Genomic DNA, 26,072 nt, shown 5'->3' on the forward strand with positions numbered 1-26,072 from the left:
GTTGGGCTGCGGCGTGGCTTACATGGATGCGGATAGACTTCTGTGATGACCGCCACCGAAATCGAGCTGCACCCGTCACCGACCGAGCTGGCCGCCACGATGCTCGACGGCGTCGACGACCTGGCGAGCGAACTGGTGCGTCGGATCCTGGGGGCAGAACATGCGTACCTCGAATCGACTCTGCTCACCCCTGAGCAGCTGTACGAGGCGGCGCGGAGCAACTTGGCGTCGATGCTGGGCAAACTGTCCGGTCGTGCGCCCATGCAGCTCGAATCGGCGCAGACCGCCGGCCGACTCAAGGCCGAGCAGGGGGTGCCGCTGGCGGCGTTGCTCCATGCTTTTCGGCTCGGCGGCCGATTGCTGTGGGACGAGCTGATGATGCGCTCGGACGGGCGGGCCAGCCATGCTCTGCTCGACATGGCTGCTCAGGTGTGGGCCTTGGTCGACGTGTACTCCGACGAGGCTGCGGAGGCCTATCGCGAAAGCGCAGACATGCGTGCCCGCGAGAGTGCCGAGGCGCGTGGCCGACTCATCCGCGTGCTCTTCGCCGATCACACGGCGAATCCGACGGCCGCTGCCGATGCGCTGCGAGCATTTCGCATTCCCGACCACGGCTACTTCGCGGTGGTCTCCCAGGAGCCGCTGACCTCGGCCGTCGGGATCGACGGGCTGATCGAGCGACTCCGTGCAGTGGGCACCGAGTCCGTCTGGGATGCAGAGGTGGACGGAAGCATCGGGTTGATCTGTGCCGCAAAGGAATCGGAAATCGACGGCGCGCTGGTGACGCTGAGCAACTTGTGCTCCGGGCGGGTAGGGGTGAGTTCGATCTTTCGGTCTCCGTCGGGTATCGGCGGTGCCGTCGGCCAGGCGCGGTTGGCGAGATCGTGCGGTACCGGCGACTCTGTGCCGGTGCGATACGACTCGGTACCGGTGTCGCTGCTGTTGGTCCGCGATCCGGAATCGGGGCGCATCGCCGCGCGACAGATACTCGGCGATCTTCTGACACTGCCACCGACCGAGCGAGAGAGCCTGTTGACGACACTCGACGCGTGGTTCTCGTGCGGCGGATCCACCAAGGATGCGGCCGAGCTGCTGCATTACCACCGCAACACGGTGTTGTATCGGCTACGCCGGGTCGCCGAGCTCACCGGTCGCGACTTTCGCGACCCCGGCCAGGCGGCAGAACTGTACGTGGGGCTCAGGGCGCATCGACTGCTCGCCTGAGGCATCAATTGCTGGCGAGTACGACGTCGAGAATGCCGGTTCCCAGCGGTACCGGAACGCACGTCGGCGGGCGTGCGTTCGCGGGATCCAGTGCGTTCAGGGCCAGCCGAAGTACCGTGGGGTCGTAGGTGAACGTGAAGTGCGCAACCTCGGTATCGGGGCACACATCCTGCACCACGATGTTGTGTGCCCCGGAATCCCGAAGCAGCGCATTGGTATACGGCTGAATCACTTCGTCGACCCTGGTGGCGATGGACGTGTACTCGACGCCGGGCACGGTGTCGCCGTCTGCATTGAGGCGATCGAGAAAGTCGGATCCGGCCATCAGTTGCGTCAGGCCCGGTCCGAACTCGCGCGCGACCAGACGCGTTGCGCCGGGTACGGCCTGCACGACCGGGGTGGCCCCGTACATGGTGCCGCCGTAGGTCGGCGACGCCATCCCTACCCACCGCCGGACCATGGCGTCACCGCCGAGCCGGTTGACGAAGTAGCGCGCGACCGCAGCGCCCTGTGAGTAACCGACCACATCGACCGCCGCGGCCCCGGTCGCGTCCAGGATGGATCGGGTCATCGACTTCAATTGTGCTGCACTGTCTTCGATTGCTCCGTAGCCGTTGCTCGTGCCGTCCGGAGACGCGCCGTAGTTGATGGCGAACACGCAGAATCCGGCTGCTCGGAGTATCGGGGAGAAGCCGGCCCAATCCGAGTAGGCAGTGGAGTCGGTGCCGTGCACCAGGACGACGGGGTCGGGATGCTGTGCAGTGGCTCTGCAGCTCATGTCGTTGGACCCGGGCGGGGCGGCGTCGCGGTTGAGTGCCGCATAGCGAATGGCGTCTGCGTGGTCGGGTTGCTCGGGTGCAGACGCGATGGGCATCAGGGGAGTGGCCTGTGCGGTCGGTGGCACGACGGTTACCGCAGCGGCGATGACGAGGGTGGTCAGACTCCAGCGTGGTCCGCGCATGCACAAACCGTATGTCCGATGCTGTGATATGTCCCAACGAAATGCCTACCCAGCCCGTAAAAGTCACATATATTGTTCTGCTACAAAAACCCAGGCGAGTGCAGGCGCGCAAGAAGGGGCCCGGCCGCTGTGGCCGGGCCCCTCGGTCGTGCGGGTCGATCCCAGGTCAGAGACGGCTCACCCGGAGCCAGTCGACGCTCATGGTCTGCGGGTACGGCGTGGTGTTGAGGGTCTTGCCGGTCCAGTTGTTACCCACTGCCACGTTGAGGAGGATGTAATGCGGCCACGCGCCCGAGAAGGCCTTCCAATTGCCGCCCTTGGCCTCGTACTGCGCCTGGGTGAGCGAGTACCGAGCAATCCCGTCGACGAACCACGTGATGCTGTTCGGTAGCCAGTCGATGCGGTAGGTGTGAAATCCGTTGTTCACCGGATTCATCCCGCCGCCCGCTTTTACATCTTGGTTCGAGTTCCACTTCGAGGGGCCGTGCAAATTGAACGACGGTCCGTACAGTCCGGGAATTTCGACAATGTCCACTTCCCCTTGGCTCGGCCACGAATATTCGCCACCGGGTTGTAGGCCGAGGGTCCAGAATGCGGGCAGCAGGCCCTGAGCGCTGGGCATCTTGATCGATGCTTCTATGCGCACCGGGGGCGTTGCAGACTGCTTGCCCATGCTGACCACTCGTGCGCTGGTGAAGTTGTACGGTGCCCGCTTGCGGTCCGGCGGAGTCTCCCGGCGCGCGGTGATGTTCAACGAGCCGTTGAACTGGTTGGCGTTGTTCCAGGAATTCGTATAGTACTGCTGCTCACCAGAACTCGCGCCCCAGCGCCCGGTCTGAAAACCCCACTTGGAGGCATCGGGACCGCCGTACCCGTTGAACTGATCTTCCCACAGCAGGGTTCCTGCTCCGCCCTGGGTTCTCGGGGGTGCGGCGAGCGACGGGGCGGCAGTCGCCGACGAGACGGCCACGGCCATCGTCGTCAAGGTGACCGCAACAATTGTTAATAGTGATCGCATGAGGGGGGATTCCTATCAGGTCATATGCCGTCTGAACGAACTCCGACATCCGATTTCTAGCACGCCCGAGAAGGCATTAGTCGCGTCTTTAAAAATGCAGGAATTCTTTCGAATACAATGATTGAATTCGCATATGCAATTGGTCTTTTGCGGGGGTACCGAACGATCGACCCGGTGGTCGGTTTGTTTCGGAAGTGAAACTAGTGACTGGGGATTGCCGGTGAGGTCAGAGTGTCGATGACCGATAAGAGGTGTCGGGGACGACCGCAGGGGTCGTACCGTGGAGCCGGTGACGGGAATCGAACCCGCCTCTCAACCTTGGGAAGGTCGCGTTCTACCAATGAACTACACCGGCCAGGTGGTACTGCGATGTTCAGGTTAGCAGGATGCTCAGACGTCGATTCGCACACCGTGCAGCAGGATCAGGGCGTCCTCGGCGGCTACGGGTGTGGAGAACAGGTACCCCTGCGCACGAGTGCAGCCCAGATCGATGAGGGTGCTTCTGGCGCGCTGCGTTTCGACGCCCTCGGCGATGATGCCGAGTCCGAATGCGTCGGCGAGTCCGATGATGGACTGGACGATGGCGAGGTCGCCGGTGGCCCCGTTGCCCAGCTCGGTGACGAAGGCGCGGTCGATCTTGAGTGTGTCGACGGGCAATTCCTTCAGGTGTGACAGTGAGCTGTATCCGGTTCCGAAATCGTCTATGGCCACTTGCACCCCGAGTTCGCGGAGTTCGCGAAGCGTGACGCGTGTGCGTGAAAGGTCTTGCACCACTGCTACTTCGGTGATCTCGAGGCAGAGGTCAGGGCCTACTATCGAGAACTGTTCGAGAGCTCTGGCAACGGCACCGACGAAGCCGTTCGTGACGAGTTGGACGGGCGATATGTTGACTCGCATCGAGATGTCCAGCCCGGGAATATCTCGGTGCCAGTCGGCCAGCGTGCGGCAGGCGTTTTCGAGAACCCAGCGACCCAGTTCGCCCGCAAGGTTCGTCTCCTCGGCGACCGGAATGAACGCGGACGGGGGTAGCAGGCCGCGGGTGGGGTGCTGCCATCGAACCAACGCTTCGACTGCGGTGATCCGTCCCGAGACGAGGTCCACCTCGGGCTGGAAATGCAGAATCAGCGAGTCGCCGGCGATGGCGTCGCGAAGGTGTATCTCGACGTCGTTGCGTAGTTCGGAATCGGCGTGCATTTCGTCGGTGAACAGGGCGATGTCGTGGCCACCTGCTCGTTTGACGACCAAGGCGGCTCGATCGGCTTGTTGCAGTAGGGATTCCGAGGTGTGGTGCCCAGGGCGACCGAACGCGATGCCGATGCTCGCGCTACGAGATATTCGTTCGACACCGAGAGTGACGGGTGCGTCGATGGCATCGGCGATGACTTGGGCGTGATGCGTCGCGACGCGCGCCGAGCACGGCCCAGCGAGTACCACGACGAACTCGTCGCCACCCAGACGCGCGACGATGCCGGCGGAGTCGCCGACGAAGCCACGCATTCGATCGGCGATGGTACGGAGGAAACGGTCGCCGGCAAGATGCCCGAGAAAGTCGTTCAGCGCTTTCATTCGATCGAGGTCGATGTGCAGCACCGCGACGGGACCTGGCATGGACGGGTCGAGTCGGTCGTGCAGGTACTGCGCCAGCGCGGTGCGGTTCGGCAGTGACGTCAGGTGGTCGTGCATTGCCGCGAATCGCAGTTGTTCCTCGGCGATCACTCGTGCCTGCAGTTGCGAGAAGAGAGCCGCAATTGCCTTGAGTGCGTTGAGTTCTGCGTCGGACCAGGAGCGGTCGCCGACCTTGATCAGGCCGAGGATGCCCATGGTTCGTCCTGCGTGGAGCAGTGGCACCACGGCCATCGACGTCGCGGACAATCCAGACGCCTGCTCGACGCGTCGGCGATAGTCTTCTTGTTGCGGCCTCGGCCGAAACACTGCCGGTTCGGTCAGTGTTTCGGCCAGTGCGAACACCGAATCGGCGTCGTCGAACTTCACGACCGCCAGCGGATCCGGATCCGGCTTGATCGATCGTGGAGGCCACTCCGCGCTGAGCACCGTGGCTCTGGCCTCGAAATCGTTGTGTCTGAGAAAACTGAAGTCGATACCGAGATGGTCGACGAGTTGCCGCAGCACCGATTCGTAGGCCTCGCGCACCGTCGCCGCATCCACTCCCATGAGTTCGGTTGCGACGCCGGTGACGAGCACCTCGAGCGTCCGGGTGTGCGCCAGTGCCCCACTCCTGCCTCGTCACAGACGCAGTGAAGGACTGTTCTCCCTGGTCTGCGCCGGACTCTACCCCGATCCGGGGATCGAAACAGGCAGTCTGCGACTGTAAATCCCGCTTTTCGGGGCGCAACCGATCCGCAACACCAGCGCTACCGATTCGGGGTCGGTGATGCCGAGTAGCTCACGAAATCGCAAGTTCAACTGCTGCAACGGTTCTGCGTGGTGTGACGACAGGTGCAAATGGTCTTCCTGGGTGTGAGCGTAGAGGAATGCGGGGGAAACCGGTTGTACCGCCAGGCCCTGCAAATGCGCAGTTACCCACACGTTCTCCGTTGCATACCCTCCCCGAATGTAATGTTCCGCAGTCGATCCCGGAACCACGATCACCACCAGTGCCGAGCTCGACAGCACCCGGTCCCGCATGTCGGTCCCCAGAGCAGCGCCGACGTCCCAGGTATCGACGAGTGCCATGACGTCCGGCCGTTTGACGATCTCGAGCTTGGACAGATCCGCGTCGTCGATCCCCAGGCTGGACACCTCGATACCTCTGTTCGGATCCGGATCTCCCGGCCATCTCAACTCGGAGAACATCTCTCGATGCAGTTGCGGTGTGAGATAGCGAAGGCGATCGGCGGCGCCGAGGATGTCTGCTGCCGCAGCGACGGATTCGCGAGTGGTCAGGAGTACGGCTCGCCCGCCTTCCGCCGCGGCGGCAGCAACGAGGTCTGTCGCGATATTCGCGTAGAGGGGCTCGGCGGTGCCCAACTCCCTGGTGGTGCAGCGCCCGAGAACGCCGTCGAGCAGGCGTCGATCCTCGATGAACCCAGGGCTGCACTCACGCAAGGTGATATCGACTCCGTGCTCGGTGATGCGCTCACCGTCGAATCGGCCCTGTGCGTCGGCGGCCACACGAGCATTGAAGGCCGCAGCACCCACTGCTACATAGCTGCCGCGGAATGCGATGTCGAGAGTCGACGTGACTGACCGGTCTACACCTATCGTCACCGTGCGTCCGTCGGTCGACAGGGTCCACGGCTGGCTGTTGCCACCGGACGGTGCCCGTCGGGCAGCGTCGAGCACGGCAGCGTCGAGATCTGCTGTGTCGAGATGTGCAGCGTCGAGATCTGCTGTGTCGAGATCGGCGGGCACGATTCCGGATCGCCGGTCGTCTTGGGCAGGGGCCTTCTCCTGCGTCCGAGTCGGTTGCGGTGACTCGAGCGCGTCGAGATGGGCGTCGAGGTCGATTCTGATTCGCCCGGACGGTAGGTGGGCCCCGGTGCCGAAGCGTCGAACAGCGGCGGCGACGGTGGCACCACCGAGCTGGACGTCGCCGCCCAGCTGCGGCCACGTCTCGATCGTCTCGCTCACCTCCACCATCGAGGCGGCCATCCGGGCCGAGAGCAGGGAGGCGTCGAGTTGGTCGAGCACGATCGGGATCTTGTCGCGCGTGCCGAGCCCGCGCAGACTTGCCGAGTCGATGTCTCCGAGTACGCCGTGGAACACCGGCCGCTCGGGTTCGAGGTCGAATCGTTCGACGTCGAGCAACCCGCGGTCCGACGTCTCCATCATCACCGGGATGCCTCGCGACCTGGCCGCTTCGCGCGCGAGGACCTTGACGTCGAGGGAGTCGCATTCCTCCACCAGCAGGTCCAGCCCGTCGAAGAATCCGTCGATGGTGTTCTCCGTGATTCCGTCCTGCACTATTTCTATCCGTAGATACGGATCGATCTCCGCGATGCGTCTCGCTGCGACAACCGCTTTGTTCACGCCGAGGTCGAGGATGGATGCCGGAATTCTGTTCAGATTGGAGAGTTCGATTTCGTCGAAATCTGCAAGACGCAGCGTTCCGCAGATCCCTTCGAGTGCCAACGTATGGGCAATGGCATGTCCGACGCTGAGGCCGATAATCCCGATCGTGAGATCTCCCAAGGAATTCTGTTCGGAGCGGGTTATCTTGTTCCTGTTTCTGTCGAGTCTCAAGTGGCGGAAAGCGTTCGGCCCGAGAACCGCGACAACCGTCTTTCGCCACGGAAAGTACACCCACCGGTCGTTCTCGTCGAGGAGGCTCTGCTCGGGAGTAGGTAGCAGAGTCTGCAAGCCCTTCCTTTGCGTCTCGCGCTCGTCGAGAAAAGTCAGGCTCGGATCGGTGCCGAGTTCGTCCAGTGCGGCGCGCTGGACCGGGTCCGTCTTGTCGAGTATCACAGGTTGCCAGCGCTGGCCGGTGTCGATTCGATCGCTCATGATGCCACTGCTTCCGGAAGGTCGACGGGCGGGCGACGGTGCGCCAGGAGGGTGACGGTGTTGCGGCGCATCCGACGCCAGGTGGCGAGGTCGGCGTCGAACGCGAGAGTTCGCCTGTCCCACCAGAACACCTCTGTTCGGTATCGCTCGTCGGGATAGGGAATCGGTTCGATCTCGGTGGCGATGATCGCGCCGGTGTCCAGCCACGCGCGTCGGACGTGCGAGGCTGCCGTGGCCAGTGCGTACCGCGCGCCGAGCAGGGCCGTGCTGTAGGCGGGCGATTCCGCGATCATCGAGGTGACGGCATGGCCGCGGTGTGCGTCGCGAGCGACCCAGGCCGACTTGAGTTCGACCACACCGTGCGCGATGCGCTCGTCGAGCATGGCGTGCACGTGTCGACGCCCGTCCGGATAGTCGGCAAATTCTACGAGTGCGTGTGATTGGTCCACCGATGAATATGGTCCTTGCACACGCACCCCGCCGACCATTGCCTCGGCGTGGTCGAGTGCGGCAAAGAACAAGGTGGTGCTGGTGCCGTCTCGAATGTCCGATATTTCCAACGCCGACGAAACACCGTGTCTCGTATAACTCTGCTCTGCGCCGTCGAGAAATTGTTCCCACAATGCCGGATTCTTTCCGGGTGTGGTGGCAACAATGCGGCACAGAGATCGATCGTCCTGATACGACGGAACGTCGAATGAGACTGTCATGTCATTCTTTCTGATAGGAGATGCCCGAGTGGAAAAGATGGTGCTGTTCGATTGTCCGCGTATTCATTTGCCGAGCTACTCGCCCGGAACCGGGACTCGGGTGTGTCGCGGGAGGACGTGGTGGACCAGTAACCTGCAGGGGTGCTGCTCTCCGACCGTGACATTCGTGCCGAAGTAACTCTGGGCAACCTGGCGATCGAGCCGTTCGACCCGTCGATGGTCCAGCCGTCGAGCGTCGATGTACGGCTCGACAAGCTGTTTCGGGTGTTCAACAACACTCGCTACACGCACATCGATCCGGCGCTGCAGCAGGACGAGTTGACGACGCTGGTCGAGCCCGCGGCCGGCGAACCCTTCGTTCTGCACCCGGGGGAGTTCGTGCTCGGTTCCACGCTGGAACTGACGACGCTGCCGGATTATCTGGCCGGTCGGCTCGAGGGAAAGAGCTCGCTCGGACGGCTCGGGCTCCTCACCCATTCGACGGCGGGGTTCATCGATCCGGGCTTCAGCGGCCACATCACGTTGGAGTTGTCCAACGTCGCGAACCTTCCGATCACGCTGTGGCCGGGAATGAAGATCGGGCAGCTGTGCCTGTTCCGCTTGTCGTCGCCGGCCGAGAACCCGTACGGCAGCGACGCCGTCGGGTCGAAATATCAGGGCCAACGCGGCCCAACCCCGTCCAAGGCGTACTTGAACTTCAATCAGTCGCGAGTGGACTGACCTCCAGTTTGTTTCCGGCCCTTGAAACATGACGAGTGGACGGTTGTAGCGGTACTCTGGTGACCGAACGTGGGTTGGGGCCTACCAGAGCGAGGTTTCTTGTGTCCGCGGATTACGGCGCGTCTGTTCTCGGTGCATCACTGGGGTCGAGCGGTGTTCGCAGCGTCATCAGCAACAGCGCCCGCTCGGGTTCGGTGTTGGAAGTACACGAACCCGTGGCGTCCCGGCCCGCACCCAACGGTCTCGCGCCCGACCCGTGGGATGCCGTCGTCACCTCGGTGCACAATCTGGCGGGCGGGCATGCGTCCGCCGCCTTCTATCCGGTGCTCGCGCTTCGTGAGAGCAACCCCAGAACGGCCTTCGACCAGGACTTCTCCGACGGCGTGGTACTGGTTTCGGAGCTCGGCGCGCAATTGGGCGCACTCCGGGAAACCGGTGTGCTGGCCGGCGAGGAGTGCGTTGCGCTGTTCGACGTCGGCGCGTCCGGTACGTCGGTATCGGTGGTGGACGTCCACAGCGGCCGGGTACTCGCAACGCGGCGCACCGACGAATTCGGCGGTGCTGTCTGCGATCGCGTCCTGTGCGATCACCTCATCGCCGTGTTCGGGGCGGCAGAGGCATTGACGGTCGAGGCCCGTAGACGGCTCGTCCACGATGTCCGGGCCGGAAAGCACGAACTGTCGCTGTTCCGCAGCGTCTCGGTTCCCGGACCTTTCGTCGGCGGTCGTGCGACGCTGTGGCGCGGCACCCTCGACGAGCTCGTCGCCGACTCGGTGCACTATGCCGTCTCGATGGCAGTCGATGTGCTCGACGCCGTCGCCGCACAGGGCATCCGCGTGGATGCCGTCGTCGCGGTCGGTGGTGGTGCCAACATGCAGATCGTTCGGCAGGTCCTCTTCGACGCGGTCTCGACGCCGGTGTACGTACCCGAACAGCCGGAACTGCTTGCAGCACATGGTGCTGCAGGAATAGCCCGGACGGTGGGGCGGCGGCCTACCCCGACGACGGATGATGCGATCACCGATCGGTTCGCACCCGTCGGACGCGATTCCGCCGACCGCGAGATGGTCGCGGCCGTACCGGGATCTGCAGTGGTCTCGAAATCTGCGGTGACCTCCAAACGCCCGCGACACAGCGATACCTCGTCCAAGCGGATGACCCGGGTCAACAAGTCACGGCATCTCGGCGGCGCACTCGCCGCATTGGTCGTGGTCTGCGCAGCCGGGACCGTCGTTGCCGCGTCGGCGCGAACCGCCACGGACGACCCGGCTGCAACGGTGTACACCTCGCAGGACCCCTCACCGGCCGTTCGCTCCCAGCCCGTCGCGCCTGCATCGGACGGTCCCCTCACGGCGTCCGATGGGTTGCCGACGCCGCTCACGACCTCGGCCGGTGCCGTGAGCTCTCCGCCGCCCGCGCTCTCGACCTCCTCGCCCACGCCCGCGACATCGTCGGTCGCCGCATCCACGACCTCGGATGCGCCGCCGGCAACCGCCCCGCGGCGGACAGTGGAGTCGAGGGACCCGGGCAGGACCACCTCGGAGCGGACGACGGTGCCGACGACGACCGTGGTACCGCCCACCACGACACGGCCCCCGGCCACGACGACACGGCCCCCGGCCACGACGACACGGCCCCCGGCCACGACGACACGGCCCCCGGCCACGACGACACGGCCCCCGGCCACCACAACCAGTCGTCCGACGACCACGACGCGTTCGACGCGGACGTTCGATTTTCCATTCCCCAACCTGGACATGCCTCGCGGCTGACGGGTCTGCGACTTCCGCCGTCGTGGGCCCCGGTACTCGAGGCAGGATGGTCGTATGGAGTCGATTCAGATCGAGCGCGAAGACAAATTCGACGTCGACGCACATTTCGAGTTGCCCACTCTCGCTTCGTTGGTGCCCGTCGACGGGACTCTTGCCTCGAGCGAGACCGACTTGGTCAGTGAGTATTTCGATACCACCGGGCACGATCTGTTGCGGCGCGGCATCACGGTGCGACGGCGAACCGGCGATTCCGACAACGGCTGGCATGCGAAGGTGCCGGCCGAGAAGGCGCGAACGGAGATTCGGCTTCCTCTCGGTAGCGGGGTCGACGACACCGTGCCCGACGAGTTGGCCGACGTTCTTCGCGGTGCCGTGATGGGCGGGCAGTTGTCCGCGGTCGCGACCCTGTCGACGCGCCGGACGGTACATACGGTCTCCGACGCCGACGGAGCGGTTGTTGCGGAGATCGCCGACGACCACGTCACGGTCACTCTGATAGGCGGCGCGACGGGCCCGCAGTGGCGCGAGGTGGAGGTCGAGCTCGGCCCCGCGGGCTCGGAGTCGTTCCTGAAGAAAGCCGGAAAGCTGCTGCGCGGTGCCGGTGCTCACCCGTCGGCGCACTCGTCGAAGTTGGATCGGGCGCTGTCCGTGGTGCGCGAGGTTCCGGCCGATGCCGGGGTTCAGCTGGTGACGGAGTACCTCGATGAACAGGTGCAGGCAATCGTGGCGGGTGATGTGTACCTGCGTCGGGGGTTGGATCCGATTCATTCCACCCGGGTGGCCATCAGACGGTATCGCAGTACTCTTCGGGTGTTCGGGAGCCTGTTCGAGGACGAGCCCGCCGCGCAGCTCGAGACCGAGTTGTCCTGGTACGCAAGCCTTCTGGGTGAGGTGCGAGACCGTCAGGTGCAGCGCGCCCGGTTCGCTGCTGCGCTGCGGGAACTGCCGTCCGAATGGGTGCTGGGGCCAGTGGCCTCGCGTATCGAGAACGATCTGTTGGCAGAGCAGATCGGTCATCGCGACACGGTGATGGCCGAACTCGACGGCGACCGCTACCGCGCACTTCTGACGCAGTTGTCGGCATGGTCGCGCGGACTGCCGATCGATGGAGAGGCCAACGAACGCCTGCTGGTCAAGCTCGCGCGCAAGGCCGGCAAGAAGGCGATCGATCGCACGAAGAGTGCGGTGCGCGGCACCGACGACGAGGCGTTGCATCGGGCGCGGAAGGCGTCGAAGCGAGCTCGCTATGCGGTCGAGTTGGTGGCGCCGGTGCTGGACAAGAAGGACGCGAAAGCGAGGATCAAATGCTTCAAGACCATTCAGGAAGTGCTCGGCGAGCATCAGGATGCGGTGGTCGCGGCGGGCATTCTGCGTACGTTGGGTGCGCGAGCGGGGACGACGGCAGGGGAGAACGGATTCACGTTCGGTCTGCTCTTCGAGCGCGAGCGCCGCGCGGCGGAGCTGGCTCGCGACGAGGTGAGCCGGTTGGAGTTCTGAACGGCGGAAAACCGTTCATTTCCCCGTTTGACGTTCCGAAGGGTACTCTGAGCCGAATTTGATTTCGGGGGAGTCGACGAACATGTTCATAGCGCTCGGCGTTCATGTCGGTACAGAAGAAGTGTCGGCCGTACTGGTCGACTCCGATCTGCCCGAAGTCGGACCGATTTCGGCCCGCACCGTCTCTGTTGCCGCGGCTCCCGGCGGAGTCGGAGACGCCGTCACCACGATGCTCGGAATCATGCGGGTGCAGGCTGCCCAGAACGATTTGGACATTGTCGGCTCCGCGGTGGTCTGCGACAGCATTCTCCTGTGCGGGATCGTCCGTGCCGCCCTCGCAGCCCATGATGTGCGCGACGTCGGGGTGGTCGATGCAGGCGATCCGCGGTTGGACGCCGACGCCCCGTTGGACGCCGCAGTGGCACTGTTCGCAATCGAAACCGGGCCCGCCTTGTGGAGCGGTGAGCATCCGGCCGGCCGGCCCCCGACGAGCGATGACGGCGTCGGCGCGCCGGTTGATGATCGAACGGGCACCCCGCGCGTTGCCCGACTGACGATGATCGGATTGGGTGTCGCAATCGTCGCCGCGCTCAGCGGCGCGACGGTCTGGGCGCTGGCGGCGACCGGCCCCGAGCAGAGTCCGGCGGTCGGTACCGCAGACGCTGTCTCCGAGCTGCAACCGTCGGCGACGGTGGTGGTCGATCGCTCCGACGCACCCTTGTCTTCGTCTTCGTCGAGTGTTCCTGTCGCCGCGTCGCCGATCGCAGAGTCACCCGTGGTCGGGCCGGTGCCGGTGGGCGCGTGGAGCGAATCGCTGCCGGCAACTCTTGTTCCGACGTCGTCGGCCGCTGCGGCGTCGGATATCGGTGGTTCGGGCGGAGGCAGCAGGCCGGACCGGGTGGTCGGCGGTGATTCGGCCGAGGGCCGAGAGTCGGACGGTGGACGAACTCCGATCACCGTGCCGAAGCCCCGGCCCGATCCGAAGCCCCAGCCCGATCCGAAGCCCCAGCCTGATCCGGATCCACAGCCTGATCCGGACACGGATCCCGGACCTGATAACCCGGACACGGATCCGCCTACCACCAATCCTGACGAGTCGACTCCAACCGAGCCCACTACGCCCCCGGAGGAGTCGGGCGCGGATCAGACCGCGGCACCGGTCGAGTGATCCGAAACGGGCTTTTCCTTTGTGAGCGAGGGGTTTTGATACTCGCAGAAATCCTTCGCGTGACGGGTGTGTGAATTCCCCTTGGGTACCTGAACTTCTGCTCGAGCCTCGCTACCATCGGGTCATCGACCAGTAGACGGTGAGTATCCGATGACCGACAATCCCGCAGCAGAAGTGGTGACCCGCACGACGATCGACAGGGCAGTCGGTGTTCTCATCGCGCTGCGTGGTTGTAGTCCCGATGACGCGTTCGCAGAGTTGGCGGCGCACAGCTTCAGGTTCGATGTTTCCTTGGTGCAATCGGCCAGGTCCATCGTTGCCGCTGCCCGCGGTATGGACTCGGCCAACGGAGTTGCGGGCGCTGCCATGACGTCGGCGCGGGAAGACTGGGGATCGTTGTTGGCCGACCGCCGCGACCCCTTCGATCACGTCGCCTGATCGGGTTTCTCGGCGTAGTGAACGCCAAAACAAACTCTGAGTTCGATTAGATCGGTGTTTTACTGTCCAGTAGGCGGTTCGAGGGCTACTATCAGCAGGTCGGAGTAGCTATTCGAGTCGAGGAAACATGAGAACAGTCCTTGGAGTCTCGGTGGGTTCTGCCACGGCCCGAGGGGTCGCAGTCGATGCGATCGACGAGTCGGTGCGGTCGGCCCACATCGTGCACTCGTTCGATCCCGGCGACCATCTTCAGGTCGCTCTCGATCTGCTCGAGTCGATGTCGCGCGATCAGATGGTCGGGCGAGCAGACATCGTCCTGGCAGTCCCCGATGACCCCGGAGCCCGTGGCCGTACGTCGGCGTACTCCACGTACGAGGCAGATCGCCTGCTGGTCGCGTCGGAGCTCGGTGCTCAGCTTCGGTACCTGCGAGGATCGGGCCAGCTGGAGGGCGCACGTACCGTCGCGATCTGCGACATCGGCGCGTCCGGCACCACGATGTCCATCGCGGATCCGGCCACCGGCAGGGTGTTCAGCTCGGTGCGCACCACGCTGTTCGGCGGTATCGGCTGCGACGAGCAGATCTCGCGCTACCTGCTCTCGACATTCGGAGCCGACGAGTTGGCGTCCGATCGCGCCCGCGCAGACCTGATGGTCGCCGTTCGCACGGCGCGGGAGCAACTCTCGAGGTTGCGGGTGGCCGAGGTGGAGGGTCCGTTCGTCGCTGGTCCGGTTCGATTGTGGCGCAATACCTTCGACGACGTCCTCGAACGCAGTATCGGTTCGCTCGAGGACTGGGTCGCCAGCGTCATCGTCGATGCGCCCTGTGCTGTGAATGCCCTGGTGATGGTCGGTGGCTGCGCCAATTTGCCATCTCTTCGGCGGCTGTTTCGTCGCGATCTGATGCTGCCGGTCATCGCGCCCGCGAATCCGGAATCGCTCACTGCTCACGGTGCTGCGCTGATGGCCGCCGATGCGGTTGCGTCGCGTCAGCACCACCCGCGTGGGGCGATGAGCCGGGCCGGTGCGCCGTCGGCACCGGACGCGATGGTGGGCGTTGTGGGCTACAACGACGCCGCGCGACACCGCTCGGCTTGAACGACCATCCTGGCCAACCCGCGCCGTCGTTGGGTAGGTTTCTTTCGGTAATGACGAACAGCAGGGCACGAGACGGTGGGTCAACAGTGGCAGAGCAGGTAGCGGAGTCCGGCGCGGTAACGACTGACGGGCAGACATTCGACCCGGCAGAACACGCGCGGAGCATGGTCGGTTATCACTACCGCACCGAGGACTACTACGAGGTGGGTCGCGAGAAGATTCGTGAGTACGCTCGCGCCGTCCAGGACTTCCACCCCGCCCACTGGGACGGCGAGGCCGCCGCTGCGCTGGGTCACCACGCTCTTGTTGCACCTCTGACATTCATGTCCTTGGTCGGAACCCTCGCGCAGAAGAAGCTCCTCGAGTCCATCGCCGAGGGCTACGACCTGAGCCAGATTCTCCAGACCGACCAGGTGTTGGTTTTCCAGAAGCCCATCCTGGCCGGCGATCAGCTGACGTGCGACGTCTCCCTCGACTCGTTCAAGACCGTCATGGGTCGAGACATGATGGTTAACAAGAACGTCGTGTCCAACCAGAAGAACGAACTGGTGCAGACCACGTACACCACCCTGCTCGTCGGGCGGTCCGGTGAAATCGATCCGGCCATCGCCGATGCCGCCCGCAACCTGGTGATGCACGGAGTGTCGATGGATGCCGCTGCCGCTGCCGGCAGTGAGCACGACACGCTGTCCACCCCGCAGGAGCACGAGCCCCTCATCGTCGAGGAGTACCGCGGGCAGCCGACGCAGAAGTTCGACGAGGTCAACGTCGGCGACGAGTTGCCCACGCGCACAGTGCGTCTGACCCGCGGTGATCTGGTGAACTACGCCGGCGTCGCCGGTGACGCGAACCCCATTCACTGGGACGAGAAGTTCGCCAAGATGATCGACCTCGAGAACGTCCTGGCGCACGGCATGCTCACCATGGGTGTCGGCGGCGGATACATCAGCGAATGGCTCGGTGATCCGGGTGCCGTCAAGGATTACACCGTTCGCTTCACCACCCCCATTCCGGTGGACACCCACAAGCCCGCCGACATCGTCTTCAGCGGCAAGATCAAGTCGAAGGACGAGGCGACGCGTACTGCAGTGATCTCCATCGGCGCGACATTCGAGGGCAAGCGAATCTTCGGTCACCGCGCGACGGCAACGGTGCAGCTGGCCTGAGCCTGTTGCGGCCGATGTGTTCGGGTGTCGGGATCTACGCCCCGGTTCGGAATCTGCACCGCATAAAGGGGCGCGGATTCCGACGAGGGGCGTAGATGTGTCGAGTTCATCGTCCATCTCACGAGCTCGCAGTTATGCAGACGATTCGGCCCCGGAGCTCTGTGTAACTGCGAGTTCGGCGTTGGTCAGGATGGCCGCGGCAGCAACTCTGGACGCCTGTGTGGGAATCCAATGCGAGATGCCGGGCAAGACGGTCAGTGTGTATGCCGCATCGACGAAGCGTTGCGTTCCCTCTATGGCAGATCGTGCGATGAAGGTGTCGCCATCACTCCACACCATCGAGGTTGGGACGGTGATGCGCAGGCGGCCGATGCCCGGGTTCGAGAACGGCATTCCGCGGTACCAGTTCACCGAGAAGGGAAGCGCTCCGTACTCGACGATGTCCGTGCGCGTGCGCTCCAGATCGTCGGTACTCATTCCGCTGTTCTCGTACCACTTTTCGGCTCTGCGGCCGGGGCGCGCCATCCATTTCTCGGGCAGTATCGGTAGTTGAAAGAATGCGAAGTACCAGGAGTGCAGTATTTGCTTCGAGGTGAGCATCGCCGTCAAGAACGAGCCGGGGTGCGGAACCGAGAACGCCGTCAGTGACGACACCAGGTCGGGGCGTCGGCCCGCGGTGACCCACGCGACCATCGCTCCCCAGTCGTGTCCCGTCAGATGCACTGGGCGGCCGATCGTTTCGATGAGCTCGACGACGTCGTCTACCAGAGTGTCGACGCGATAGTCACGACGCCGTCTCGGCCGGGCGCACGGTGAGTATCCACGCTGATCCGGTGCAATGGTGCGGAATCCGGCGTCGTTCAGAATGGACATCACTGCAGACCACGATGATGCTCGCTCGGGAAAACCGTGCAGCAGCAACACAACCGGACCGTCCAGAGGTCCCTGGTCGAGGACGTCGAACACCAGTCCCTCGTGGGTGTATTCGTTGATCCTTCCCGACGTTGTCAGCATGTACTGGGCACCGACTGGCCGGCGAACACTGCGGCCAGGAACTGCATGGCGGCTTCGTCGCTGACGTCGTGGCCTTGCTCGGGTTGTTCCTGCGCGACGATCGAATCGCCCAGGGCACATGCCCTTTCGACGCCCTCGCGGGTCCACTGGGGCAACACGATGTCGTCTTTCGCGCCGTAGGCCACGAACATCGGCGTCTCGGATCGCACTTGCGGGAGTGTGTAGCGTCCGATGGTGTCGAGCAGCCTCTGCTCGGATTCGATCGAGTCGGCGGCGAACTCGTCGGGGGCCATTGCTTGAACAGCCCGCTCCTTGGCCTCGGTGTCTCCGCCCTGGCAGGTGAGCAGCAGCTCGTTGTTGGCCTCGGCAACGCTGCCGCTGTAATCCTTCGGATCGATCGACGGGTCCACGTGCTGTGCGCCGTACAGCAGATACGGCAACAGCTCCTTCTGGGGATCGGTGAGGGTTCCGTCCATGCCGGATCGGACCAGCGGTGTCAGGTCGGTCGGCGGTGACAGTGCCACCGATCCGACGAGATCGAGTCCCAGACCGTACGACGAGGCGAGTTCGTTTGCCGCCCAGGCGGCTTGGCCTCCCTGCGACAAGCCGACCGCGGCCCAGCGAGTGGATACCTCGGGCAGTGCGGTGTGCGCTGCGCGGGCGGCGTCGATCATGTTGTTGCCGGCGGTGCGTGGTTCCAGGTACGGGTGCGTCCCACCGCCGACACCCAGGCCCTGATAGTCAGGAAGCACGGTGACGTACCCGAGCTCGGTGAAGTCCTGCACCGCGAATTGGTAACCGAGCAGATCCGGATACAGGGTGGGTCCGCAGTCGGCCTGCACGCCGGTGGTGCCGTGCCCGTAGACGACGATCGGCCAGCCTCCCGCGGGTGCGATGCCTGGCGGAACGGCGGCCACACCCGAGACCGCTGTCTGGGAACCGTCGACACCCGAGGTCGATTCGTACACGAAGCGATACAACGTGGCACCCGTGGCGGTGAGCTCGGTGGAGCGGGCACCGAAGTCCTCGGAAGCGAGAACGGTGCCCGGCACACCCGTCAGGTTGTACTCGGGGGCCGGTGCAGTGGCCGTACCGGCGCTTGCCGGAGCAGTTGCGGGACTGGTAGCGGGCTCGGAACTGCACCCGACGAGCGCGGTCAGAGAGCACGCCGCCGCGACCAGAACTGTTCCTGCGCGTCGAACTCGGATGGGTCCCCCAGTGACATTCACTCCCGCGTGTCTACCAGAGTGCGGCGGGGATGGGCATTCGTGTTTGCACCGGACGCCGAACGGGGATCAACTCAGCTGTGAAAATCGGTGTCGTAGTCAGTGCGGTCGTTGCTGTCGTCGTCTCATTTCTCGGATCCGGCGCGTGGATCGGCACCCCCATTGCCGAGGCGGCCGGCGGGGCGCTGAGTGCAACCTCGACGCTGGTGGCACCCGCAGGTCCCGCGTTCTCCATCTGGTCGGTCATCTACACCGGGCTGATCGTCTATGCCGTCTGGCAATTCCTGCCCGGGCGTACGACGCGTCACGACGCCCTGCGGTTACCGATCATCGCGTCGATGTTGCTCAATCCGGCGTGGATTCTCGCGATTCAGCTCGGGCAGGTGTGGCTGAGTGTCGTCGTCATCGTGGCCTTGCTGGCTGCGCTCGTGCGCGTGTTCGTGTTGTTGCAACAACGCCCGCCCGAGAGCGTCGCCGATGCGGTGATCACCGACGGCACCTTCGGCCTCTATCTGGGCTGGGTGTGCGTGGCCACCATCGCCAACGTTTCGGCATGGTTGGTGGATCTCGGAGTCACCGATGCCGCGACCACGTGGGCAGTCGTCGTGCTTGTCGTCGCAGCGCTCGTCGGTGTGACCCTTGCGCGCTATTCGGGCGGGGCGATCGCTCCCATGCTCGCCATCGTCTGGGGACTCGGCTGGCTGGCCCAGGGGCGTCTCACAGGCGAGCTGACGAACACCACGGTCGGCTGGGCTGCGGTGCTCGCGGCGGCAGTCGTCGCCGTGGCGACGGTGGGAATCAGAGTGAGGTCGCAGCAGGCGACGGGCCGTCAGACCGTCGCCGCCGTAGTAGCTCGTCCACGTACGCAGGAACTCGGGCAGTGACGTCCGCGAGTCTGTGGCACGCCACGCGACGTGACCGTCGGGACGCACCAGAACTGCTCCCGATTCGCCCACCTCGAACAGGTCTATCAACTCGGCCCGATCGACGCCGACGGGTGCGTTCATCACGACCAGCGCCACACCCGGGTGCGCATCACGCGCACTCTTTACGGCTGACGCCCAGGCGGAACCGTCGAAGGTGAAGAGCGTCAGCATGTTCGGGTCCAAGGCGTCGTGTGGTGACATCAGTTGGCCGTCGACGGAGAGCAGAGCGTGCGGCATTCGAGCACCGGGGTAGGTGGTGGGCACGTAGTCGACGACGTCCTCGGCCGGCTTCGTCGACGCGTCCTGGGCAATGAGCGGACTGTCGTACAGGTAGCCGAATTGCAGACCGGTGGAGACGAAATGCTCCAACTGCAGTGGGATTGCCGCCGCGATTTCGGCACGTAGTTCCGTCGACCCGGGGGCGTCCGGACGCAGGCTGCGGGATCGGCTCATCTGCTTGCGGGTCGCCGCGGCCGCGATGGGCGCGATCAGTCGGCCCGGGATCTTGTTCAATGGTGCACGCCCCATGGCCTGAGTTGCCTTGGCCAGCATGGCATTGGTGATGCCCACTCGCTTGCCGATGTCGTCCATGCGGAAGTGGTTGGCGACGCTCTGTTCGGCGAACTTCTCGACCACGGGTCGGCGCTCCGTGTCGTACGTGTCCAGTAGCGCAGGGCCGGCTGCGCCCGAGAGCACGGCCTCGAGTTTCCACGCCAGGTTGTGGGCATCTTGGACGCCGGAGTTGAGCCCGAAGCCACCGGTGTGCGGAAAGCGGTGCGCGGCATCGCCCAGCAACAACAATCGGCCGCGGCGGAAGCAATCGGCAGTCTGCGAGGTCATCACCCACGTGCCCGTCGATTCGAGCTCGAAATCGTTGATGCCCAGCACCTTCGGCAGTGTCTTCTCCCAGAACCGACGGCCGTTCTTGGCGATCTCCTGCGCAGGGTGCAGATAGGCCGTCATCAGGATGTAGCGGTTATCCGCATGGGAGATGAGCACTCCGCACAGGTCCGGGGTGTAGATCCAACTGAGTAGCGGGCGCGCGTCGTCGGGAAACAGTGTTGTCGAGGTGAAGAACGCGCTACCCATGTTGGCGAGCACCGGGCCGGTCAGCGAGATCCCGGCTGCGTCGCGAGTGGCGCTGTTGGCTCCGTCGCATGCCAGTACGTACGACGCATTCAGGTCGCAGACGTCGCCCGTGACGGACTTGAACATGACATGAGCCTCGTCGGAGTTCGACTCGACCGATTCCACGCTGACGCCGCGTCGGAAATCGATCAGGGGTTCCGCGTCGACTGCATCCCACAGGGCGGGCATCAGAATGTGCTGGCCGATGTGCGAGACCATGTACGGGCTCTGGCTTTCGACAATCGCCTTGCGGCCGGGATCGGACAGCAGATCGATCGACCCGATCGCGTCGCCGGCCAGGTCGCCGTACCAGCTGATCAGATTGACCTGTTCGTGCGGAGGCGACATCGCCGCAATCGACTTGGCCAATTCGGGGCTGTACTCGTTCCAGATCTCCAGCGTTCGAGCATTGATGACGTGAGCTGCCGGATGGAACAGCGGGCTCCGTCGACGCTCGAGCAATACGGTGCGAATACCCCTGCGTGCCAGCAGAAGCGCTGCGGTGGTGCCTGCCGGGCCGGCACCGATGATGACGATCGGTGCGCTCATCGGACGATGGTCTCCTGAGTTCCCAGATCGATCGACCCGTCCGCGGTGCGGATGGTGGCAGTGACCACGTCGTCGACCGAGAGGTACTTCGGGTTCTTGGCCTGACGCGCGAAGAAGAATTTCCACTTCAACGCCGGTGGAATGAGCTCGCCGATCTTCTGAATCGCTTTGGGCGGGGCCGAGATTGCGGTGCCGATCGGCGTTCCGGTCAGCAAGACGTCGCCCGCAGTCATGTTCTGAAAACGGGCCAGCCTGGTGAAGGCCTCGGCGGGAGGGGTGATGAGGTCGTCGCCGATGGTCTGATCCTGACGAGTCTCGCCGTTGACCGCCAGTGTCATTCGCAGCTCCGGAAGTCGACGCAGTTCGTCGTTGTCGAGCAACACCAAGCGAGGGCCGAGGGGAGTGAAGGTGGGATACGACTTACTCTCGTACACTTGCACTTTCGTCAGCTGGATCTCCCGGGCCGAGACGTCGTTGGCGACGACGAAGCCCGCAACGTACGACGCGAGATTGTCGTCGGTGACCGTGGTTCCGATGGGGATGTCGGCACCGACCACCACACCCAGCTCGATCTCGTAGTCGAGCAGCGCCACCTCCGGCGGCTGCCTGATGGGATCGTTCGGGCCACTGATCGAGGCGGACGACTTACGAAAGAAGGTCGGTTGCAGGGTCTTCGGGTCCGAGCCGGCGTCGATCGCGTGCGAGCGGTAATTGAGCAACTGCGCTACCATGCGGCACGGTGCGGTGATGGGTGAGACGAGCTCGAGCTCGGCGACGTTCGTCCCGGGTCCCGAGGCGGCGTCGATGGCCGTGCGGTCGCCCAGTAGCTCGCGGGTTGTCGCAGCGTCGGTGTCGATCCTGACGGCCTGGTCGCCGTTGAGACGCCACCAACCGTCCGTGGTTCGAATGATGTTGATGGGCATGCTGTTCGGTCTCCCCCTACAGAGTTTTCGGTGTGATGGTCTTCTTGTTCGCGATCACCGGCCTGCCGGGCCTGGTTCCAGCCTCACGCTGCCGTAGTTCCTCGTGGGTCGCTCCGTTGCGGAGTCGGCTGAGGAGGTAGTCGGGGTCGATGTTGACGCCGATGGGATTGCGTGCGAATTCGTCGGTGAAGAAGAAGGCCGCGGTGTGGTCGGGGTCGAAGTTCTCCACCTGGAACTCGAGCCGAACACCGTCGGGGTCCTCGTAGTACAGCGAGATCGTGGGCCCGTGATTGATGGCCCACACCGGAAGGATGCCCTGTCGCTTGAGCCGCACGTAATTCTCCAACAGGCGTTCCAAGGAACGGAACGTCAGCGCGATGTGGTCGATGCCGTATGCCTTGCGGCGCAGCTTGGCGAAGGGGAACAGGAACTTCACCGGCTTCGGTACGGCGATGATCGCCAATCGATGCGATTCGTCGTCCCAGGTCAGGAACGTGATCTCGTCATCTTGGTAGGCAATCTCGGCACCGAAGACCGTGCCGTACCAGCGGACCATCTCCTCGGTACGCGCAGATTTGACGACCCAATGCGCGATGTAGTCGGGCGCGACCCGTTGCGTCTGGATCGTGGTTGCATCGTCCGCTGCGCTCATGAATCGACCTTTCGTCGCGATCGGAGGTGTGACCCAGGTTAAATGCCGTTTGACTGTCAGTCAAGAATTTGACTGACGGTCAACGAAATTTGGGTGTCGAGGGCCGTGATCGGTGGGCACAGACGTCAGTGACGCGGTGGAACGAGGAGGTGGACCCTCGCGACGAGCTCGAGCGCGGTGCCGGTATCTGCTCCGTCGAACACTGCGGTGTGGATGCCGCGCATGGCACCGGTGACCAGCTTGGCTGCGGCGGGCAGGTCGGTCGTGTTGTCGATCTGGCCTTGGTTGTGGGCGGCGCGGAGCAATTCGGTGATGGCATCGACGAAACTGTCGTGCCACCGCTCTGCCGTGCCTTCGGATTTCGGGACTCCGAGGTTGCGGAACAGGACATGTGTCCGCGGCGTGGCATAGATGCTCTCGGCGGCTATTCGGAGAAATGTCCGTAGCTGCTCGAGCGGGGTGTCCGGCCAGTCGGCGTCCTGTGACCGTTCACGGATGCGCTCGATCAGAACGGCGGCCGCGTCGTCGACGGCGGCCTGAAACAGTTGGCGTTTGTTGGGGAAATGATGGAAGGCAGTTCGGGGGGCGAGACCGCATCGGGCAGCGACACTTTCGATCGTGATGTCTGCGTAGTCTGCGTGTCGAAGCAGTTCCTGGGTGGCTTCGACGAGTCGCACCCGTGCGGGTCCGGGTTCGTCCGTGGTCGACGACCCGGCCCACCGGTACAGCGTTGTGGTGTGGATGCCCAAGTCCGTGGCCACGGCTGCTGGGCTCTCCGATCCCCCGAATGCGCGTGCCACCGCTTGTCGGCGATCGGCGAGTGTGAATCTCGAGACCCTGGCCATGATCGTGACAGTCTAGTGGAGCATGCGCGCGAGGGCGGGCAGGAGCACTCGTGCGGGGACGATGCCCACCATCGCTGCCTGCAGTGAGTTGCGACGACCCGAAATCACATGTGGCCGGGACCGTTTGGCGTCGAGCGTGCGCATCGCAGTGGCAACGACCTCGGCGGGCGTCTGGTAGGTGCCGGTGGCCGTGGCGGAGTCGCCGATCACGTCGAAGAATTCGGTGTGGGTCGGGCCGGGGTTGAGTGCGAACACTCTGACTCCGTGGCGAGCCGATTCGTACCACAGTGACTGGCTGAAACTCAGCACGAATGCCTTCGCAGCCGCGTACACCGCCAGTGTCGGGACCGGCTGAAACGCCGTCGTGCTGGCGACATTGACGATGGTGCCGGCCCTGCGGGCGATCATGTCGGGTAGAAAAGCCGAGCAGATGTCCACGACGGCCCGGATGTCGACGGCGACGAGACGCTCGAAGTCGTCTGCGTCACCGTCGGCGAACGGTCCCTGCACGGCGAAGCCGGCGTTGTTGACGACGAGGTCGATGTGCTCGGGGACGATCTCACGCAGTCGGCGACCACTGGCCGACTCGGACAGGTCCCAGGGCACGGTTCGACAGCGCACACCGTGGGCCGATTCGAGCTCGTTCGCCAGCGCCGTCAGGCGATCTTCCCGGCGGGCGACGAGCACCAGATCGGTGCCGCGGGCGGCGAGTGCTCGTGCGAACTCGGCGCCGATTCCGGAGCTGGCGCCGGTGATCAGCGCGCGGGACGGGCTGTAACGAGAAGCTGTGCGGCTCATCGGTTCGAGTACCCGAACTCGGCACTGGAGCGACGCGCGAAATCCTCGTACGAAGTAGGCGTTCGGCCGAGCAGTGACGGAAGAACCGACAGGTCACCCGCCGGGAGGCCATGGCCGTCGTAGTGGGTCATCATCGTTCGGTATGCCTGACGTGCATCATCTGGCCAGTTCTTCATGTCTCGGGGGTTCGACGCGGCCTGCGCGCCGCGAACGATATGCGCGAGCGAATTCAGCTTCGTCGATCGCACGGCGTGACCGATGACGGCGGGGATTGCCGGCAGTGCATCGAGCGAGTTCGTCAGCGCCGAGGGCGGAATCCGGATGGCCGTCACAGGATGCCCCAACACCCGCGCCCAAATCTCGGCCATCTGGTGCCGGGTGAGTTCCACCGTGGACAGATCGTAGGTCTTACCGGTGTGGGGCGACGGGTCGATCAGCACCTTCGCCGCGGCCTCGGCAACGTCGGCGAGGTCGACGACGCCCATGACGCTGTCCGGTGAGACCGGGTACGGCATGACGCCTGCCTGCAGGAACTCCCACACCTCGAGGTAGTTCTGCATGTAGTGCGACGGCCTGAGAATCGTGGTGGGAAACCCGCTCTCCCGGAGCAGCCCTTCGGCAATGTCCTTCTGGTGATGGTGCGTCAGCTGATGCAGATTCGGATGGATGACGGAATGAAACACGATGTGCTTCAGCCCCTTCGACGGGGCCGACGCGATCAGGTGTTCGATGATGGGCCGCTCGTCGATCACCTGCGTCGGTGCGGCGTGGTAGATGACGTCGGCACCCGACATCGCGGTGTCCAAGGTTTCGGTCGACCGCAGATCACCCACGACCACCTCGGTGGCACCGTCTCGCCGAGTGGTCGCAGCCTGGCTCTCGTTCTTCACGACGGCGCGGACAGGTGCGTTCTGTGCGGCCAGTTGCCGGACGAGCAACCGTCCCACTCCGCCCGCGGCGCTGGTCACTGTGATCATCGGACCTCCTCTGGGGTGAGCGCGGCGAGTTCCGGCTCATTTGCAATTAATGCATAGTGAATGCAGATAACGCAAGAGGTGAGCGTGAAAGGTGCACTCGATCTGCATTAGTCTCGGACGGTGCCATCGAAAGAACTCGACGATGCAGACCAGTCTCGGCGCGCTCGCCCCCGCCGCGATCGTCGTCAGGCGCTGATCGACGCGGCAATCGAGTTGATCTCCGAAGGTGCCAGTGCGGATATCAGTGCGGCGGCCATTTCGCGCAGAGCCGGTGTGGCTCATGGCTTGCTCTTCTACTACTTCACCGACAAACAGGGCTTGGTGGAGGCCGCTTTGGCCGACGTTCTGGGCAAGTTGGCCGATGCGCAGGGTCCGCAGCCCGAGGAGCAAACGGTCAGAATGAGGCTGGAGGGTTTCGTCCGACGGCACATCGAGTTTCTGCGAGATCACCGTGCGCTCTACCTGCGGGTGGTGCGCGAGGAGGAGTTCGGCCAGGCCGGCGTCGAGAGTGCCCTTCGACAGGCACGCGCCGAGGGGGAGCGCCAGGTTGCGGTCTTGGCCGAACTTCCGGATCCGTTGCCGCCGCTGGTCGGTGTCGCGATTTCGGGGTGGACGGGCTTCCTGGACCGAACGGCCGATGCGTTCTTCGAGACAGCGGACCTCGATCTGGACGAGTCGGTCGCGTTGATCGTCGACGCGTTCGAGGCCGTCATCGATTCGGCAACCCGTCGAGGTTCCGGGTCCGAGTGATCAGGTAGACCAGAATATGCACTCCCATGCCCAGAAATTGCGCACATTGT

General features: G+C 64.2%; 22 protein-coding genes, 1 tRNA gene and 1 pseudogene. 10 read left to right on the plus strand and 14 right to left on the minus strand.

Annotated features, from left to right (window positions below; genetic code table 11):
• Positions 1 to 45: 45 nt before the first annotated feature.
• A complete protein-coding gene (locus tag ACIGGF_RS02590; RefSeq protein WP_397519891.1) occupies positions 46 to 1,224 on the plus strand; it encodes a PucR family transcriptional regulator in 1,179 nt (392 codons plus the stop codon).
• A 4-nt stretch (positions 1,225 to 1,228) separates the two neighbouring features.
• On the opposite strand, the gene ACIGGF_RS02595 is transcribed toward ACIGGF_RS02590, so the two are convergent.
• The 6 genes from ACIGGF_RS02595 to ACIGGF_RS02620 all read right to left on the minus strand — a co-directional run bounded on the left by ACIGGF_RS02595 (position 1,229) and on the right by ACIGGF_RS02620 (position 8,377).
• Entirely contained in the window at positions 1,229 to 2,185 is a 957-nt protein-coding gene (locus ACIGGF_RS02595) for an esterase/lipase family protein (RefSeq protein WP_397519892.1), read from the minus strand.
• Positions 2,186 to 2,351: 166 nt separating this feature from the next.
• Entirely contained in the window at positions 2,352 to 3,203 is an 852-nt protein-coding gene (locus ACIGGF_RS02600; protein WP_397519893.1) for a glycoside hydrolase family 16 protein, read from the minus strand.
• A gap of 281 nt (positions 3,204 to 3,484) precedes the next feature.
• Positions 3,485 to 3,558 (minus strand) — tRNA-Gly (locus tag ACIGGF_RS02605).
• A gap of 35 nt (positions 3,559 to 3,593) precedes the next feature.
• Complete coding sequence (locus tag ACIGGF_RS02610) at positions 3,594 to 5,405, minus strand: putative bifunctional diguanylate cyclase/phosphodiesterase (RefSeq protein ID WP_397519894.1); 1,812 nt, start codon at positions 5,403 to 5,405, stop codon at positions 3,594 to 3,596.
• An 87-nt stretch (positions 5,406 to 5,492) separates the two neighbouring features.
• Positions 5,493 to 7,667: an Rv1355c family protein gene (locus ACIGGF_RS02615; protein ID WP_397519895.1), complete on the minus strand. Its 2,175-nt coding sequence runs from the start codon at positions 7,665 to 7,667 to the stop codon at positions 5,493 to 5,495.
• Positions 7,664 to 8,377, minus strand: a complete 714-nt coding sequence (locus tag ACIGGF_RS02620; RefSeq protein WP_397519896.1) for a hypothetical protein — start codon at positions 8,375 to 8,377, stop codon at positions 7,664 to 7,666. Before ACIGGF_RS02620 ends, ACIGGF_RS02615 begins: the two co-directional genes overlap by 4 nt.
• A gap of 141 nt (positions 8,378 to 8,518) precedes the next feature.
• Here ACIGGF_RS02620 and dcd point away from each other — a divergent pair, with 141 nt between their 5' ends.
• The 7 genes from dcd to ACIGGF_RS02655 all read left to right on the plus strand — a co-directional run bounded on the left by dcd (position 8,519) and on the right by ACIGGF_RS02655 (position 16,234).
• Entirely contained in the window at positions 8,519 to 9,097 is a 579-nt protein-coding gene (gene dcd, locus ACIGGF_RS02625) for a dCTP deaminase (RefSeq protein ID WP_397519897.1), read from the plus strand.
• Positions 9,098 to 9,198: 101 nt separating this feature from the next.
• A complete protein-coding gene (locus ACIGGF_RS02630) occupies positions 9,199 to 10,869 on the plus strand; it encodes an Hsp70 family protein (RefSeq protein ID WP_397519898.1) in 1,671 nt (556 codons plus the stop codon).
• Positions 10,870 to 10,923: 54 nt separating this feature from the next.
• On the plus strand, positions 10,924 to 12,366 hold the full coding sequence (locus ACIGGF_RS02635; protein WP_397519899.1) for a CHAD domain-containing protein: 1,443 nt from the start codon (positions 10,924 to 10,926) through the stop codon (positions 12,364 to 12,366).
• Between the two features lie 82 nt (positions 12,367 to 12,448).
• Positions 12,449 to 13,534 carry a hypothetical protein gene (locus ACIGGF_RS02640; RefSeq protein ID WP_397519900.1) on the plus strand — a complete coding sequence of 362 codons (1,086 nt, stop codon included), beginning with the start codon at positions 12,449 to 12,451 and terminating at the stop codon, positions 13,532 to 13,534.
• 150 nt (positions 13,535 to 13,684) lie between these two features.
• On the plus strand, positions 13,685 to 13,972 hold the full coding sequence (locus tag ACIGGF_RS02645) for an ANTAR domain-containing protein (RefSeq protein ID WP_397519901.1): 288 nt from the start codon (positions 13,685 to 13,687) through the stop codon (positions 13,970 to 13,972).
• A 127-nt stretch (positions 13,973 to 14,099) separates the two neighbouring features.
• Positions 14,100 to 15,068 (plus strand): Hsp70 family protein, encoded by a 969-nt coding sequence (locus ACIGGF_RS02650; RefSeq protein ID WP_397519902.1) that lies wholly within the window; start codon positions 14,100 to 14,102, stop codon positions 15,066 to 15,068.
• A gap of 50 nt (positions 15,069 to 15,118) precedes the next feature.
• Positions 15,119 to 16,234: a fused (3R)-hydroxyacyl-ACP dehydratase subunits HadA/HadB gene (locus ACIGGF_RS02655; protein WP_397519903.1), complete on the plus strand. Its 1,116-nt coding sequence runs from the start codon at positions 15,119 to 15,121 to the stop codon at positions 16,232 to 16,234.
• 132 nt (positions 16,235 to 16,366) lie between these two features.
• Here the strand turns inward: ACIGGF_RS02655 and ACIGGF_RS02660 are convergent, their stop codons facing one another.
• Positions 16,367 to 17,248, minus strand: coding sequence for an alpha/beta fold hydrolase (locus ACIGGF_RS02660; protein WP_397519904.1), 882 nt, complete (start codon positions 17,246 to 17,248; stop codon positions 16,367 to 16,369).
• Positions 17,242 to 18,477 carry an alpha/beta hydrolase family protein gene (locus ACIGGF_RS02665; RefSeq protein ID WP_397519905.1) on the minus strand — a complete coding sequence of 412 codons (1,236 nt, stop codon included), beginning with the start codon at positions 18,475 to 18,477 and terminating at the stop codon, positions 17,242 to 17,244. The genes ACIGGF_RS02660 and ACIGGF_RS02665 overlap by 7 nt, the downstream gene beginning before the upstream one ends.
• Before the next feature lie 29 nt (positions 18,478 to 18,506).
• Between ACIGGF_RS02665 and ACIGGF_RS02670 the strand changes: the two genes are divergently transcribed.
• Complete coding sequence (locus tag ACIGGF_RS02670; protein ID WP_397520147.1) at positions 18,507 to 19,358, plus strand: TspO/MBR family protein; 852 nt, start codon at positions 18,507 to 18,509, stop codon at positions 19,356 to 19,358.
• A 33-nt stretch (positions 19,359 to 19,391) separates the two neighbouring features.
• Here the strand turns inward: ACIGGF_RS02670 and ACIGGF_RS02675 are convergent.
• From ACIGGF_RS02675 to ACIGGF_RS02700, 6 genes and pseudogenes are all read right to left on the minus strand, one after another.
• Positions 19,392 to 21,077, minus strand: a pseudogene (locus ACIGGF_RS02675) (FAD-dependent monooxygenase); the annotation flags it as partial.
• Positions 21,074 to 22,000 (minus strand): fumarylacetoacetate hydrolase family protein, encoded by a 927-nt coding sequence (locus tag ACIGGF_RS02680; RefSeq protein ID WP_397519906.1) that lies wholly within the window; start codon positions 21,998 to 22,000, stop codon positions 21,074 to 21,076. The gene ACIGGF_RS02680 and the pseudogene ACIGGF_RS02675, both read right to left, overlap by 4 nt.
• A 16-nt stretch (positions 22,001 to 22,016) precedes the next feature.
• Positions 22,017 to 22,652: a VOC family protein gene (locus ACIGGF_RS02685; protein WP_397519907.1), complete on the minus strand. Its 636-nt coding sequence runs from the start codon at positions 22,650 to 22,652 to the stop codon at positions 22,017 to 22,019.
• Positions 22,653 to 22,777: 125 nt separating this feature from the next.
• The gene (locus ACIGGF_RS02690) at positions 22,778 to 23,497 is read right to left on the minus strand and encodes a TetR family transcriptional regulator (protein ID WP_397519908.1); all 720 of its coding nucleotides are present in this window, start codon (positions 23,495 to 23,497) and stop codon (positions 22,778 to 22,780) included.
• A 12-nt stretch (positions 23,498 to 23,509) separates the two neighbouring features.
• Positions 23,510 to 24,295 (minus strand): SDR family NAD(P)-dependent oxidoreductase, encoded by a 786-nt coding sequence (locus tag ACIGGF_RS02695; protein WP_397519909.1) that lies wholly within the window; start codon positions 24,293 to 24,295, stop codon positions 23,510 to 23,512.
• Positions 24,292 to 25,272 carry an SDR family oxidoreductase gene (locus tag ACIGGF_RS02700; RefSeq protein WP_397519910.1) on the minus strand — a complete coding sequence of 327 codons (981 nt, stop codon included), beginning with the start codon at positions 25,270 to 25,272 and terminating at the stop codon, positions 24,292 to 24,294. The genes ACIGGF_RS02695 and ACIGGF_RS02700 overlap by 4 nt, the downstream gene beginning before the upstream one ends.
• Before the next feature lie 120 nt (positions 25,273 to 25,392).
• Here ACIGGF_RS02700 and ACIGGF_RS02705 point away from each other — a divergent pair, with 120 nt between their 5' ends.
• Positions 25,393 to 26,022: a TetR/AcrR family transcriptional regulator gene (locus ACIGGF_RS02705; protein WP_397519911.1), complete on the plus strand. Its 630-nt coding sequence runs from the start codon at positions 25,393 to 25,395 to the stop codon at positions 26,020 to 26,022.
• The last annotated feature ends 50 nt before the right edge of the window (positions 26,023 to 26,072 follow it).

The sequence above is a fragment of the Rhodococcus sp. NPDC078407 genome, assembly GCF_044542515.1.
Lineage (GTDB): Bacteria > Actinomycetota > Actinomycetes > Mycobacteriales > Mycobacteriaceae > Rhodococcoides.